The 15375-nt window shown below is 56.8% G+C and carries 11 protein-coding genes; 7 read left to right on the top strand and 4 right to left on the bottom strand.

Annotated features, from left to right (window positions below):
• Positions 1–29: 29 nt before the first annotated feature.
• The 4 genes from ACXAG1_RS07210 to ACXAG1_RS07195 form a co-directional block, all read right to left on the bottom strand.
• The gene (locus ACXAG1_RS07210) at positions 30–1178 is read right to left on the bottom strand and encodes an SO2930 family diheme c-type cytochrome (RefSeq protein WP_475093851.1); all 1149 of its coding nucleotides are present in this window, start codon (positions 1176–1178) and stop codon (positions 30–32) included.
• Positions 1171–2478, bottom strand: coding sequence for a parallel beta-helix domain-containing protein (locus ACXAG1_RS07205; protein WP_475093852.1), 1308 nt, complete (start codon positions 2476–2478; stop codon positions 1171–1173). The genes ACXAG1_RS07210 and ACXAG1_RS07205 overlap by 8 nt, the downstream gene beginning before the upstream one ends.
• 388 nt (positions 2479–2866) lie before the next feature.
• Complete coding sequence (locus ACXAG1_RS07200; RefSeq protein ID WP_475119367.1) at positions 2867–3469, bottom strand: Yip1 family protein; 603 nt, start codon at positions 3467–3469, stop codon at positions 2867–2869.
• A gap of 458 nt (positions 3470–3927) precedes the next feature.
• Entirely contained in the window at positions 3928–4992 is a 1065-nt protein-coding gene (locus tag ACXAG1_RS07195) for a branched-chain amino acid aminotransferase (RefSeq protein ID WP_475093854.1), read from the bottom strand.
• An 852-nt stretch (positions 4993–5844) separates the two neighbouring features.
• Here ACXAG1_RS07195 and ACXAG1_RS07190 point away from each other — a divergent pair.
• The 7 genes from ACXAG1_RS07190 to ACXAG1_RS07160 all read left to right on the top strand — a co-directional run bounded on the left by ACXAG1_RS07190 (position 5845) and on the right by ACXAG1_RS07160 (position 15338).
• Positions 5845–7140 (top strand): hypothetical protein, encoded by a 1296-nt coding sequence (locus ACXAG1_RS07190; protein ID WP_475093855.1) that lies wholly within the window; start codon positions 5845–5847, stop codon positions 7138–7140.
• Positions 7141–7334: 194 nt separating this feature from the next.
• Positions 7335–8699 carry a hypothetical protein gene (locus ACXAG1_RS07185; protein ID WP_475119366.1) on the top strand — a complete coding sequence of 455 codons (1365 nt, stop codon included), beginning with the start codon at positions 7335–7337 and terminating at the stop codon, positions 8697–8699.
• Between the two features lie 50 nt (positions 8700–8749).
• The gene (locus tag ACXAG1_RS07180) at positions 8750–9946 is read left to right on the top strand and encodes a hypothetical protein (protein WP_475119365.1); all 1197 of its coding nucleotides are present in this window, start codon (positions 8750–8752) and stop codon (positions 9944–9946) included.
• A 108-nt stretch (positions 9947–10054) separates the two neighbouring features.
• Positions 10055–11632: a tetratricopeptide repeat protein gene (locus tag ACXAG1_RS07175; RefSeq protein WP_475093858.1), complete on the top strand. Its 1578-nt coding sequence runs from the start codon at positions 10055–10057 to the stop codon at positions 11630–11632.
• A 347-nt stretch (positions 11633–11979) separates the two neighbouring features.
• Positions 11980–14070, top strand: a complete 2091-nt coding sequence (locus ACXAG1_RS07170) for a PEGA domain-containing protein (protein WP_475119364.1) — start codon at positions 11980–11982, stop codon at positions 14068–14070.
• Between the two features lie 10 nt (positions 14071–14080).
• Positions 14081–14449 (top strand): hypothetical protein, encoded by a 369-nt coding sequence (locus ACXAG1_RS07165; RefSeq protein WP_475119363.1) that lies wholly within the window; start codon positions 14081–14083, stop codon positions 14447–14449.
• 94 nt (positions 14450–14543) lie between these two features.
• Complete coding sequence (locus ACXAG1_RS07160) at positions 14544–15338, top strand: MotA/TolQ/ExbB proton channel family protein (RefSeq protein WP_475093861.1); 795 nt, start codon at positions 14544–14546, stop codon at positions 15336–15338.
• Positions 15339–15375: the final 37 nt, after the last annotated feature.

Genomic DNA, 15375 nt, shown 5'->3' with positions numbered 1-15375 from the left:
AAGTCGTTGAAGTCCGCCTGCCGGCGTGATCAGGAACAGTTACCCGGCAATGAGGCAATCCATTCTTTTAACAGCTCAGCGCCTTCATCGTGGGACAGGCTGCGCCCAAGCTCGGGCATCATAGCCCCGGGATCAGTGGACTCTACGCGGAAGTTGAGGATGGATTCATCCGGACTTCCGGGCACAATCGCAAACAACCGGTCACCAGAGCCGGTGCCCGCTGCAACGGGCGGTTTGCACACACCCAGCTTGCGTCGATCCTGTTCGGCGCCATACAACATCAGTCCGGAAGTGTCCGCCGGCCCACTGGGGTTGTGGCAATGGCCACAGTTGATATCCAGGTAGGAACGGGCACGCTCTTCCAGGGACGCGGTGGCATCCTCATAGGCGACATTGCGCGGAACTTCCGCGAGGTCCGGTACACCGGTCAGGTAGCCCACCTGCTGCCAGAACAACAGCTGATTTTGCGTACCATCCTGAACACCGCTATCGCGATAATCGTAATCCTTGTTCAGGTGGCGTGCGCGGGGACCAATCGGGCGCACCGCTTTCTTAGCGTGGTTATCCGCATGACAGCCGGCACACTGATTCGAGTCCGGCACCACATAGGTGAAAGCCTCTGTACTGCCATCGGCACTGACCAGCTGCAGGCGCTTGGCATCTCCGGCGATTTCCAGCACTGCGTCCGTCTGTGCGTCATTCCACACGTAGGGCAGCGCCTGCCAACCGTCGGCACGCTTCACCAGCAACCGGGTCTCGATCAACTTCACCTTGGACAGGTCGAGACCTGAGCCGGCAAAGTCTCCACTATAATCATCGGTACGCACCACAGCGCCCTCTTTCCCCAGGGGGTAATAGAAGGTTTTGCTGATGATAGTACCCTCCGGGTATTCAAAATCAGACTCACCGTAAGCCGCACTGGCACCATCCGGCATCCAGACTGTGCGCAACTTGTGCGCATAGTCGGTGAACAGTGCGGTATTCAAGTCAAACGGTACCACCCGATCATTCAGTGACAGTTTTCCGTCAATGGCTTCGACCACGTGCCATTGACTCAGATTGTCCGGGACAGCACTACGCTCGTGTACCGTCACCTGCTCACGGGGTGCTTCGCACCCGGCGAGCAGCAGGGCCAGTACCGCGCCCCCGAACCATCTGGCTGAAGCAAGCTTACGCATCGGTTACCTCATTGATTGCGTGTTGCTCTTCCTGAGGTTTTTCCTGTTTGCTGTCGAAATCGAGAACCACTTGCGGCAGCTTTTTCAGGTTGCAGCTGTGCTCCGTGATATCGGTAGTGATGTTCTTGTAACCACCTTGAAGGTCGACATTGATGATGCCCACACCTTCGTTCTGAATACACAACTTCAGGTTTTCCGGCAGCTTGCCATCAACCATTTTTTCCTTGTCGACCGCACCATCCCACAGTACGTCTGGCAGGCTACCGGTAAGGCCGAATTTGGCAATCTTCAGTGCCTTGAGTTCCAGGTCGTCTGGGGACTCGCCACCACCAGTGAAGGTGTTGTCGTAAATGTAAATACCTTCCGGGTAGGGGTCGAAGTTCTCCTGGGTGGACTTGTCACTGTAGTAACCCGCGGCGAAATAGCTGCTCACGATGACATTGGCGGTGTCGTTATCGGAAATTTCGTTATTGAAAATTTCGACAAAATCGTTGGAGTTGATCACCACACCAGAACCTGCAGGTACTGCAGCTACCGGGGTGCCTTCGTGACCAAAGTTCTCGTAATTGTTTTTAAACACCTTGTTGTTGTACACGCGAGTGCTGTGACCCGGCTGCGGCAGGTTCGGCATATTGAAAACCAGAATACCGCCGGTGTTATTGGTGGCAACGTTGTCGTATACGTCGGCGCCGATGGTATTTTCGATTTCGATACCGGCAACATTAAACTCGGCGCGGTTGTTGCGCACGATGACGTTGCGCGACTGCCCCACATAGATACCGGCATCGGATGCGCCGATGGCAACAGTACCTTCCACCAGGGTGTTTTCGGTCTGTACCGGGTAGATACCGTAGGCGCCGTTCTCGGTCGCCGGGCCATTAGTCCACTCAACGCGGATATCGCGAATGACGATGTTTTTACCTTCGTTGACTTTGAGTGCGTCACCAATCGTGTCTTCAATGGCCAGATCTTCGATGGTGAAGTCGCTGGCATTTACCAACAAACCTTCAGCCCCCTGAATCTGGTCCTTGAAGGAGAGAATGGTCTTATCCATTCCCGCACCGCGGATGGTTACGCCATCGACGTTGAGGGACAGACTGCGGTTGAGCTGGAAACGGCCTTCCGGAATTTCAATGACATCGCCCGGTTGCGCCTGGATCAGCTGCTTGAGTAATTGCTTCTGGAACTCCGCGGTTTCAGCACTGCCGGCGCTGTTTGCGGTAGTGGCTTCTTCTTTCTGAGAACAGGCTGTGGCCAGTGCTGCCAGCAGGAGCGCGCCCAATTTAGCCGATGTCTTCATTTTGTCTCCAAATTTCTTATTGGTATTTGAGGTGATATCCACACTTTCGCGGCAGCGCTTCCGGTCCGAAAGGCCCCAGTTCGTGACCAGAGTTGCCCGCCGATTCTTAACTGGTACGCATGTACCAATTAGGGCGGGCAAAATACGTGACTGCCAGTGGTCGGATACTATCCCCTCGTCGGAGCCTGATCAATTCATCAGATGGAACTTTTACTCAATTTAACCAGATACGCGCCGACCGAGGAGTCAAATAGACCGAAGAAGAATAGTGCAAGCGGGGCTCGAACCTCACAACGAGGCTGCAGGTGAGGCAGGAGATTAAACGGACAGCGGTATCCCGCGCCGCTGCGGGCTCGGGATACCACACAACAAGAGCGAGCGGTGAGGTCTAGTGCTGGAAAACCGGCCCGGCGACAAAGCTCCAGAACAGGACCGTGCCCACCATGACCACCACAGCCATTACCAGGCACACCGTGACCACGGCACTGGCAAACAGAAAGCCTCGCTCCTCAGAAACATTCATCACTATGGGAATTCCCACATACAGCAGGTATACCGCGTAGGCGACTGCAACAGTCGCGAGCAGGATATCCAGCCATAAGATGGGGTAAAGTCCGGCAGCTCCGGCAATAAAGATGGGGGTTGCGGTAAACCCGGCAATCACGATGCCTTTCATCGGATGGGTTTTCGCACCGTAGGTTTTTGCCATCCAGTGAATAAAGTAACCCACCGCGACCACCGCGAGAATCATGGTGACATAGAACACCGCTACCAGAGAGAGCGCACTGTTGTTGGTCAGCGTGCGGACCTGGTCTCCCCGACCGATATTCCAACCGATCTCTGTAGTGCCGAAATACCAACACAGCGCCGGCACCAGCGCCAGGATGATAACGTAGGGGATCTGACGGTTTACGCCCTTTTCCGACAAACCGGCAATTTCCTGCCACTGCCTGCGCGGTTGTACCATCAGGCCGTAGAGATGATTCAGCATTCCCGTTCTCCTCACTCGCGAGGAACCACACGGCTTGTAACCGCGGGGAAAACCTTTTAATGAGCCACAGCCGTAAATCGACTCTTCTGTCTCAATTTGATCTGGATACGACTTGTCAAAGTGAGGGATACCGCCAAAGGCTTTTCCCAAAAGTTCCAGTTTCTTATGTGTCTCATCTAGCGCCTTCCCGGTTGGGGAGGCTCTCGATGGATTGCCTGTGCCCGAAAGTGTGGGACACCCTAGATTTGTAACACCTTCGTCATGCAAGTCAACGTGGGTGGATCAATTGGCGGAAATAAAAATGCGATCGTTTCCCCAGGAAACAACCGCATTCACAGGAGTGCTACGGAAGCACTCGAAAATTGGCCAACTCTCTTTTTCGGCGCTTTCTCGGCACTTATCCAGGCGCAGCCGCAAAAAATTGCGCCAACAAAAATCCGGAAAAGAGTGTAAAACCGTCAGGTATTCGCAACTTGCACCATATGCATCCAACCAAACCGGTCTTCCGCACGGCCCTCCTGTATATCAAGTAACGCTGCGCGCAATTTCTCGGCCACCGGACCAGGAGCTTTCGCGAGGCGGTAACGCTGCGCGCCGTCACCGAGCTCGCTGATCGGGCTAACGATGGCCGCAGTACCGCAGGCAAACGCTTCGCTACAGGTGCCTGAAGCCACCAGGGCCAGTAAATCATCGATATCGATTTCCCGCTCATGCACTTCAATGCCCTGATCCCGCGCCAGGGCGAGCATGGAGTCTCGTGTAATGCCCTCGAGAATCGAGCCATTCAGAGCCGGGGTATGCAGGGCCCCATCCATAACCGCAAAGAAGTTCATGCCAGACAGTTCATCCACAGTGCGGCGGTTTCCGGGATTCAACCACAGAGACTGGTCGTACCCGCGCTCCTTGAGCTGCGCAATACTGAGCAGCGACGCAGCATAATTTCCGCCGACTTTCGCATCGCCGGTCCCCCCGACCGCGGCGCGGCTGTCCTCGCGCTCTACCCACAGGCGCATATTGCCCGCGTGATAGGCCTCGGAAGGGCTGGCAATTACATAAAACTCATAGGCCTTGCTCGCCGTTACCGCGAGGTCTGGCTGGGTACCCATAAGAAACGGGCGGATATACAGGGACTCACCACTGCTGCCAGGAATCAGGTTGGCGCAGTGCGCCACCACGGTCCGCACCGCATCCAGAAACAGGGATTCCGGTACCGGGGGCATACACAGGCGGCGGGCGGAATGCTCCATGCGCTGAGCGTTTCGCTCCGGGCGGAACAGGCCCACACCACTGCCGCAGCGGTAGGCCTTCATGCCTTCAAAACAGGATTGCGCGTAGTGCAGCACTTTGGCCGCGGGATCCATCGCCAGCGGGCCGTATGGCATCAGCTCTCCGTCGCTCCAGCGACCGTCCTGATAGCGGGCACGAAACATGACCGGAGCCATGACGGTGCCAAATCCCAGCCGTTCGGGAACCTCGAATCCGCGCAGGCTGGCGATGGCTTCCGGTTGTATTTTTATCGTCACAGAGCTCTCCCACTGATATCTGATGCGGTCAATCCAGCGAATTATGGCTGGAATGAAACGTTTTTCCAAACCCACAGAACAACAGGCGACAAATTCAAGCAAAAGACAAAGATCAAACGCCATTTTATTAGGATGAACCGTTCCCTGCACTACCCAAGGCACACGGCCGAATGCAGGAGTTCACCGCGGACTCCTACCGATAGTCCACTTCGACAAGCTAGTCCGCCGACGGCAGCAGAGGTGTACAGAGCCGTCAGAATCCCGTCTCTCGGGCCATTTTTTGGCACCGGGATAATTGAGAGTTCCCCCCCACCGCTTCACGGGCTGCCAGACTGTTGGAACCAAAGTGCAAACCACGATTACGAACAACCCAGCGGGCAGAGTCATCACAAACCACGACCCACAGGTAGCCGGGAGCAAGCCCCTACCACCTCAAGTAAAAGCGCGTCAATCTCAACCGGAATCCGCGCTTAGCTGCACTGAACAGATGTACCCCGATAGTCAGTGGCGCGCCTCCCTACGCGAGGAGGCAAAGCGCGAAATATCGTTGGCTATACTCAAAATACATGGACGGCGAACGCCTATTGCAAGGGAAGCAAGTGCCAATTTCGAGGCCAGAGACTTTCCGGCGACACCAGAGTCCAGTGTCGATATCGACAACACACCGGGCAACCGGCAGGAAATTGAACGAACCACACTTCAGGGAGAGAGGTCCCGCGCTAACTACGCAGCCGCAGCTACCCGTGTAACTGCAGCAAATACAAGTAGCCGCGCGGACATCGAGCTTGTCGAAATTCGTGAATCACGAAATTTGGCAGGTCACGCAAAACATGAAATGGAAGTGGTTCAATCGTGACACAGACAGAAACCAGCAACGCAATTGCTATCGGCTTGATGTTTACAGCCTCAGCTCTGCTGTGTGGCTCTGTTGCGGCGGAAGAGATATCCGCCCTCGACAATGCCAAGGCTCCACCGGCGGCGTATATAGAAGCTGCCTCAAAACCACTGGAGAAGCCAAAACGACGGCTTCGTCCATCCGTGGCGATCGACGAATATCGCCAGCGTATCGAGGATATGGAAGCCGAGCACGGCGCCTACGGAGCCGGCATTGATGAGCAGCTTCTGGGTCTCGGGCATGCATTGCAGCGACGTGGTGCACACGAAGAGGCAATCTCCCAGTTTCGCCGCGCCATGTTGATCAACCGTGTGAATGAGGGGCTCTACTCCCTCAACCAGGTACCGATGATCGAGCGTATGATCGAGAGCCAAATTGCGCTCAACGACTGGGAAGATGCCAACGATAACCACGAATATCTATTCTGGCTGCATGCAAAAAATTACGGTGAGAAAGACCCGCGCATGCTGCCCATCATTGATCAGCTGAGCAGCTGGCATCTGCAGGCTTACATCGATGAAAAAGGTGCGACACTGTTTGAGCACCTGATCAATGCCACCAATCTTTACGCACTGGCGGTGGATATTATTTCGCAAAATTTTGGCGCCAACGACCTGCGCCTGGTGGAGGCCCTGCGTGGCCTGAAAGCCACCAACTATTACCTGGCCACCTACTCTGGTGAACCCCAGGAAGCGGTAGTCATCAATACCAGTTTTGGCGGTGGCAATTTGCCCAACGAACGACGCGCGCAACTGGATCACTACCGGATGAACAGCTTCAGTTCGGGTAAAACCGCGATCACAAAGATCATGGATGTTTACCAGAAAAACCCGGCATCACCGCCGGCCGCTTCGGCAAAAGCGAAGGTGGAGCTGGGCGACTGGTACATGCTGTTCAACAAGTGGCATTCCGCGCGGGAAACTTATGGCGAAGCCTACCGCGCGCTCTGGGACAACGGCGCCACCAACCAGGAAATCGATGAGATCTTCGGCCACCCGGCAGCGTTGCCCAGCCTGCCACTGCTCGACGAAGACCGGGAAGCGCTGGCAAATTCTTACGTCACTGTTTCCTACGACGTTACCGCGTTCGGCAAGGCGCGTAATATCCGCATTATCAGCGCGCAACCGGAAGACAAAGTGAGCATCCGCTCGCGAGTGCGCAACGTACTCAAACGCGCAAAATTCCGCCCGCGCTTTGAGAACGGCGAACCGGTGGAAACCACCGGTATCGTTCAACGATTTGTATTTGATTAAAGCCACCTATGATTAAGGCAGTGTTCGACTGATGTATCGAGGTAAGTTGACCTGAGGGGCGCAGCGGGATGAAAACTGGCAGCGAATAACGCCTGAATCCCAAAACCCCCGGAAAGGAAAACTGTCGAACAGATAGGGAACCAGCGGGCCACAACGATTTCGTTGCGGCCCGTGAACGCATCAGGAGATAGCCAATGACGTTACGGAAGTTTGCGCGCCGTTTTAATCCGGCCACCGATGAATTGCACCGTGTCAACTGGAAAGCACTCGCCTCCGTGGTAGTGCTCGCGGCCGTAGTGAGCGGCTGTAAAAACCAGCAGACGCAACAACAGCCGCCCGCACAGCCGCAACAGTCCCAGTCGAGCTCATCCAGCTCCTCGCAATCACAATCCCAATCGCAGTCGTCCAGTTCGTCGAGCAGCCAGTCTTCACAGTCGAGCCCATCCACAGCGAGCAGTATGCCTTCGCCGAGCTCGCCCAGTAGCAGCCGCAGCAGCCCGAGCGTGTCGACATCGAGCAGCCAGGCGCAGCCAAATACCTCGCTCCCGAGTATCGAGTCCGGCGACCGCTCCAGTGAACAGGCAACCACCGCATCGGACCAGGGACAAGAGTCGCAGCGGCGTTCCCGCTCGCGTAGCAGCAGCGATTCCGACCCGACGGCGAGTCGCAATCCATCCACACCGGTGTATAGCGACTCAGACCAGCACCCGGACGAATCCCGCATGCCGCCGGATCCGTCCTCAAAAAATAGCGAGAGCGAGCCACCGGATGAAATCGACTTTTCTGAAGAGCAGGAAACCGCGAGCAGCTCTTCCAGTAGCTCCTCGTCGAGCTCTTCCGCCAGCGCTACCTCCAGTTCATCGTCGAGCGCATCTAGCAGCAGCTCTGCAAGTGCCAGCGCCAGTGCCTCTGGCGCACCGAGCAGTGCGTCCAGCAGCTCTCCCGCTTCCGCACAGAATGGCGGGCAAAGCAGTGCACAGAGTGGCGGCCAAAGCGGACAAAGTGGTGGGCAGCAATCCAGCGCCACCGCCAGTGCCGGGGGCCCCGCAGGCGGTAGCAGCGCACCGAATGAAGCGCCGATGAGTAGCGCAGAGCGCGTTGCGGAACTGGAGGGCCAGTTTGAATCCACCATGGCCAGCTACGACGGCATGATCCTGCGGGAACGGGATTACGTCCGCAACCGCCCGGCTTCCGCCGAAGAGCAGGAAGCCATGGAAGACGAAGTCCCTGCAGGGGAGTCTCTCGAAGACCTGATTCAGTCCGCAGAGGCCGAACTGCCCGCGCCACCTCCACCGGGGGGCCAGGGTGAAGGTGGCCCCGGGCCAGAGCAGAGCAATTCCAGCGGCCAGGCCACCGGTCCCGGGCTGCCCACCAAAGGACGCCAGGGCGAGTTCGATCACAGCGGCAGTGCGACAGTGGTGCCCGCCAACGTGCCCTCCGGTGACGATGACGATGTCGTAGCGCGGCAGATTCGCGAGGCCGCCACACGTGAGTCGGACCCGGAATTGCGTGAAAGACTCTGGGAAGAGTACCGGAAATATAAAAAATCACAGAAATAACGATGAATATTCATCACGGAATATACGGACACTAGGGAGAGAGTACTGACATGTTTTTCTCGCACGCACGCAGCGCCCTGGCCAGCCTGGCATCAGGTCTTTTGATCATTGCCGGCTGTACCACCACCGAGGTGCGCACCACCGCCTACACACCGCTTACGGTCGAAGACAGAACCATCGCGGAAAACCGTTTACTGGATGTGGGTATTGTTCAGTTCAATGCGGGCCTTGATCAGGAAGAGGAGCTGGAAGAGGACGAGCTGGTCTTTCCGGAACTGCGCCGCGCGGAGTCCCGCTACATCGCCGTGACCCTCGCCGATGCACTGCAATCCAGCCAGGGTTGGGGTGCGGTACGGGTTATTCCCAGTGAGCGGACCAATATCGATGTGACCGTGACCGGCACCATTGTGCAGTCCGACGGAGAAACGCTAACCGTTTCCGTAACCGTGCGCGACTCCCGTGGCCAGCTGTGGTTTACCAAAGAGTATACCGAGCAGGCCTCCCACTACGCATACGACCGTAAACACCCCACGGAAGGCGACGCGTTCCAGGGTATCTACAATCGTGTTTCCAATGACATGTTGATGTACCGCCAGCGTCTGTCAGACCGGTACATCGCGGAGCTGCGCACTATTTCCGAAATAAAGTTCGCCCAGAGTTTCTCACCCAGTGCATTCGAGCGCTACCTGGTTCAGGACGAGGAAGGACTTTATCAACTGACGTCCCTGCCTGCAGACAACGACCCCATGTTGATGCGCGTCCGTCAGATTCGGGAGCGTGACTATCTGTTTGTAGACACCCTGCAGGGTTACTACGACACATTCGTCAAGACCATGGAAACGCCCTACCAGGAATGGCGAGCCATGAGTTACGAAGAAGTGAAGCAGATGCGAGAGATGAAACGCAAAGCGCGGAATAACACCATCATGGGTGTGGCCGCCATCGTCGGTGGTATCGCAACCGCGGGGGCTGGTGGCGGTGCCGCACGTCAAGCCGCCAATGTCGCCGTAGCCGGTGGCGGTTATCTGGTGAAAAGTGGTTTCGACCGTCGCTCAGAGGCCAAAATGCACATAGAGGCACTGCAGGAACTGGGTGATTCAATCGAAGCTGAGGTGGAACCACAGATCGTGGAGCTGGAAGATCGCACAGTCACCCTGTCTGGCTCAGTAGAAAACCAGTACCAACAGTGGCGTGAACTGCTAAAAGAAATCTACCAGGCAGAAACCGGCGGGTTGCAGGATATCTGAAGCCAAGCCAGATCACTGAGGTAACCGAGGTAGAGAGGGAAGGCCGCTGCCGGAAATGTTTTCGCGTATCGGCCTCCAGACAATAACAGCGAGCAAAGCGGAAATACCATGCAACACCGCGATTCAGAATCCAGAGATCCATCATTCATTCAGCCTGCCGAATTTACTTTCGGAAACGGAAATGGTGCCGGCGATACAGAAGCGCACACCAAAAGCCAGGTATCGCCTACCGCCGATCGCAGTGGAAAAACCCCAGTTAAATGGATGCCCCTGGTTCTCGGCACCGGAATGCTCAGTGCGCTTGTCGGCGTGTTCTGGGTGCTTCCTCAAATGGTAGAACCGCCGGCACCACCGGTAATAGCCAGCAAGGCCACGACCGATTCAGGCGCACAGAATACCAAACCCCGCGTAGAGGAATCCCCGTATACCGAAGCGGAGATCATGCAGCAGCGCCGGGATGTACAAAAGGTACTGCAGGACATTTTGCAATTACAGGAAGAGTTACTGGAAAGACGGGTGGAAACCTGGGCAGCGGAAGAGTACTTTGCCGCACGCACGCTCGCTGAAGGTGCCGATGGCATCTATCGGCAGCGCAAATTTATGCAGGCGCTCGAACAATACCGCGAAGCTCTGTCTGGTATGCAGGCCCTGCGCGACAGTATTCCCGAGCGCATCGAGACGTACCTCGCTGCAGGTCATGCGGCTTTAAACCTGGGCGATCATCAGGCAGCGCAAAAAGCGTTTGATCTCGTACTGACAATTTCTGAAGACCACCCTCGCGGAGTAAAGGGAAAATCCCGCGCAGATTTATTACCAGAGGTTTGGCCTCACGTTACCGCCGGTAAAGACGCATTTTCAGAAAACGACCTGGACAAAGCAAAGGCGGAGCTGGAACAGGCGCTGTCGCTGGATACGGAAACGGAGCCAGCCAAAGCACTGCTAACTGAAGTGACTGCCGCAATTCTTGAGCGAGACTACAGCGAAGCAATGTCAGCAGGTTACGCGGCCATCGCCAACGCTGATTTCGACAAGGCCAAGTCTCACTTTGGCACTGCCAAGAAACTCAAACCCAATGCCGCCGACCCGGATACAGGCCTTCGCCAGGCCACCAACGGTGTGGCACAGGGGCGCATAGACCGGCTGTTTGCCAGCGCCTCGGAAAACGAACGTGCTGAGCAGTGGCACAAAGCCGCAAAACAATACGCAGAGCTACTCAAAACCGACAGCAGTCTGGTGGAAGCCGTTACCGGGCAGGCGCGTAGTCTGGCGCGCGCCAAGCTCGATGATCAACTCCAGGAGCTACTGGACGACCCGCTCAAACTGAGCCAGGCCAAGCGCAATCAATACGCGCGCAAGGTGCTGTCCGATGCACGCGCGCTCAAGGCCGACACGCCCCGGTTAAACGGACAGGTCGAAGCCCTGGAAACAGCGCTGACCCAATCGCTGATTCCGGTTACCGTCGTTTTGCAGTCCGACGCCAGCACCCAGGTCACCATCTACCACGTGGGCAAGCTGGGCAACTTCTCTCAGCGCCAGATCGCACTGAAGCCCGGGCGCTACACCGCGGTAGGTACCCGCCAGGGATACCGGGATGTGCGCCACGAATTTGTTGTGGAACCCCAGTCGGAATCCCCAGTGGTTACCATTCAGTGCGCCGAGAAGATCAACAGCGCCAATAATTCCTGAAACCGGAAACCCTCCCCCGGCGATCGGATCAAAATGTACAGATTTTTCATGTTGTACAACCGATTCGCCGGTACCTCCTGCCCTACGAAATTGACCCGTTGGACGTAATTTCCTACGCCTTTCGCCGGTAGGGAGCCGTGGACAAAATTGTCGCCTCAGTATCGCCAAAACAGGGAAACCTGCGCCAATCATCCGGCGACTCAGGCCGCAATGGCGAGAGCAGACTAAGCTGAAATGCGCGGCTCTGTATCTCTCCTCCAAGGATGACCCCGCCGACCTGAATGCGGATATAACGACGATCGCCGCGACGGAAAAATCAATAAGTGCGCAGTAACAGGGAATCACTAATGACAGCCAAGGAAGCGGTACCCGCACGCGACAGCGAGCCGGCCAACGAAGATGTATCCGTTATTCAGCCAATAGGCTTCACTCCCGCTCCGGTGACCTCCGGCGGTAGGAAACTGCTGCTCTCCCCCAAGGCGATTGCCGTCGTCAGCTGCCTGCTCATCGGCGCGCTGATGCTGGTTTATCTGCTGGTTGCGCGCTCGCTGATCTTCGAAACCCAACCCGGTGATGCAAAAGTTACTGTGAGCGGGCTGGCTCTGCCTCTGGGTGACGGCCACCTGGTACTGCCCGGCCACTACAGCTACACCGTGAGCGCCACAGGCTACCTGCCGCAAAGTGGCGAGGTGGAGGTCAGCAGCGACCGCAACAGCCGCCACGCGGTAAATCTTCAGCGCCTGCCCGGGCACCTGCAGGTCGTGACTGAACCAAATGTACCGGTACGCATTCTTGTGAACGGTGCCGAGGTTGAAAGCAACGGCGGACTCGCGCCCGCCATTCCCGCAGGTCGCAAGCGGATTACCGTATTGACCGAGCGCTACCTGCCATTCAGCAAGGAAGTGGAAATCGAGGGACTGGACAATACCCAGACACTCAAAGCCAGCCTGCGCCCGGCATGGGCCAACGTGCACATCACCAGTACTCCCGCCGGTGCGACTGTCAGCGTGGAAGGCAAGGTGCTCGGGACCACCCCGCTCACCGCGGAACTGGTACAGGGCGATCGCCTGGTGGATATATCCCTGCCCCAGTACAAAACCGTGCAGGTGCCGGTCCCGGTAACCGCCGGCGTCGATCAAACATTACAAACCGTTGACCTCTCCGCCGCCGACGGCACATTGCGCGTCGTGAGCAATCCCCCTGGCGCCAGTATCACGGTGGATGGTGAATACCGCGGCCAGACACCGATGGATTTGGAGCTGGCATCCAACAGTCGCCACCAGCTACGATTCTTTCTGGACGGCTACAGCACCGTGGAGCGCGCAGTGGACGTTCGCGCCGGTGACCTGCGGGATATGAACGTGGAACTCACACCGGTGTTCGGCAAAGTCTCCATTACCAGCAGCCCTGCCGATGCGCAGGTATTTATCGACGGCAAACTTGCGGGCACTGCAGGCCAGACCTTCACTCTGCCTACCCGTAGCCACAGTATCGTGGTACGCAAGGCTGGCTTTGAGGATTACCAGACCACCATTGTTCCCTCCAGCAAGCTGAAACAGTCTGTACGCGCAGTGCTGTTAACCGGTGAGCAGGCCCGCTGGAGCAACGTACCTGCGGAAATCACCCATGGTGCCGGCGGCAAGATGTTACTGATGCGCCCAGACGCAGAATTCACGATGGGCTCTTCCCGCCGCGAACAGGGTCGCCGCGCCAACGAAGTGCTGCGAAAGATTGCACTCAATCGCCCCTTCTACATCGGCAGTACAGAGGTTACCAATCGCGAGTACCGCCGCTACCAGCGTATGCACAGCTCCAGTCATACCAACGGTGTCAGCCTGGACAACGATAGCCTGCCCGTGGTGAACATCAGCTGGAACGACGCAGCTCTTTTCTGCAATTGGCTTAGCGCTCGCGATGGCCTGAAAGAGGTCTACCGTACCGAGCGCGGTCGCGTGGTCGGGTTCGATGGCAGTGCGAACGGCTATCGTATGCCGACCGAAGCGGAATGGGCCTGGGCATCGCGCTTTGAACGCGGCGCGATGCGTAAATTCCCCTGGGGCGACTCCCTGCCGGTGGGCAAAAATTCAGGTAATTACGCCGATAGCAGTGCGGGCCAGATTGTTCCCGCAGTGCTGCGCACATACAACGACCGCTACGCTGCCACAGCGCCGGTCGCCAGCTTCTCTGCCAATCATCTCGGCCTGTACGACATGGGCGGCAATGTCTCCGAGTGGATTCACGATCTGTACACCATCGGCACCGGTTTGTCCCTTAAACGGGAGGAAAACCCGGTTGGACCGCAGGAAGGAGATTATCACGTGGTGCGTGGTTCCAGCTGGAAACATGCGGGTCTCACCGAACTGCGGCTTTCCTATCGGGATTACGGTGCAGAACCACGAGACGATATCGGCTTCCGCATCGCCCGCTGGGTGAACTGAGGAACTGAAAATGCAAAAGCAACATTTACCCACACAACGCGAGATAAAGGCGCAGGCCTTACCGGCTGCTCCCCTGTTCAGTCGCCGGTTTGTCATCACCGCACTGTCCCTGGGTTTTGCCGCAGCACTCTGTGTCCAGGCGCTGAGTGCGCAGGCGCAGTCTTCCGCGGAAGACGCCCAAAGTGAACAGGCAGACGCATCGAAATCGGAAAGCGAAGCCGCAAGCGCCACCCCCATTTCAGTCGAGAAGGACACGGCCAGGCCCGCGAAAAAATCACCACCCAGCATCAAAGCGCAGAGTGCACAAAGCGCCGACAACTATGAGGCAACCGAGGAAATCTCCGAAGATCTCTCTGTCTCCTATCCAGTAGATATTTAAGCGTTAGAAAGACCAACGCGTAACACCAAACGCAGCAATAGTAATACCGGGCCGGAAGCCAACGGAATGGCCCCACAAAAAAGCGGGAAAACCCATGAAATTCAAGTCTTCAGATTTTATGTTCCAGCTGTTCGCCCTACTCGGCGCCATCATCCTGGTTCACGCGATATACGTGGCCATCATCCGGCCCAATGCAGACGCACTGATTCAGGAGCAGATGGCACGGGAAGAAGCCGGTGAAACCTACGCGCAGCAGCGATCCCTCTACATCGTAATGCGTGACTATGAGCAGGAAGCCTGTTTCGTACTGATGCTGTGGGCAATGGCGATCATGGGCCTCAAAGCGCGCCGCTCCATGCGCGAGCGCAAGTTGCTGGACCAGGCCCTGCTCAACGTCAGCGAAGGTACTCCCATTCTCCCAGAAGATGCACGTGACCTTTCTCGGCCGATTCAGGCACTTCCGGAAGACGAACGCAATTTCCTGTTACCACGTGCACTGCTTACTGCCCTGCAGCGATTTGGCTCCACCCGCAATGTGGCAGCGGTATCCAACTCGGTAAAAGAAGTGTGTGAAACCGAAGGCGATCGACTGGACAGCGAACTGGCCATGGTGCGCTACATCACCTGGGCCATTCCCTCCATCGGGTTTATAGGCACGGTGCGCGGTATTGGTGAAGCCCTTGCACAGGCGCATCGCGCGGTAGAAGGCGATATCGCCGGGGTGACCGTGAGCCTGGGTGTGGCATTCAACTCCACCTTCGTCGCACTGGTAATCAGTATCGTCATCATGTTTTTCACCCACCAGCTGCAGTTGATGCAGGAACGGCTGGTACTGGACGCGCAAAATTACTGCGACAACAAGTTGCTGCGTTTCCTGAAAGTGAGTTGAGCAAGGCCTGATCAGCTATTTAATCCGAAAACATCGG

It is taken from the genome of Microbulbifer sp. ABE4_465, from assembly GCF_056160765.1.
This window is presented reverse-complemented; position numbering and strand designations above follow the sequence as displayed.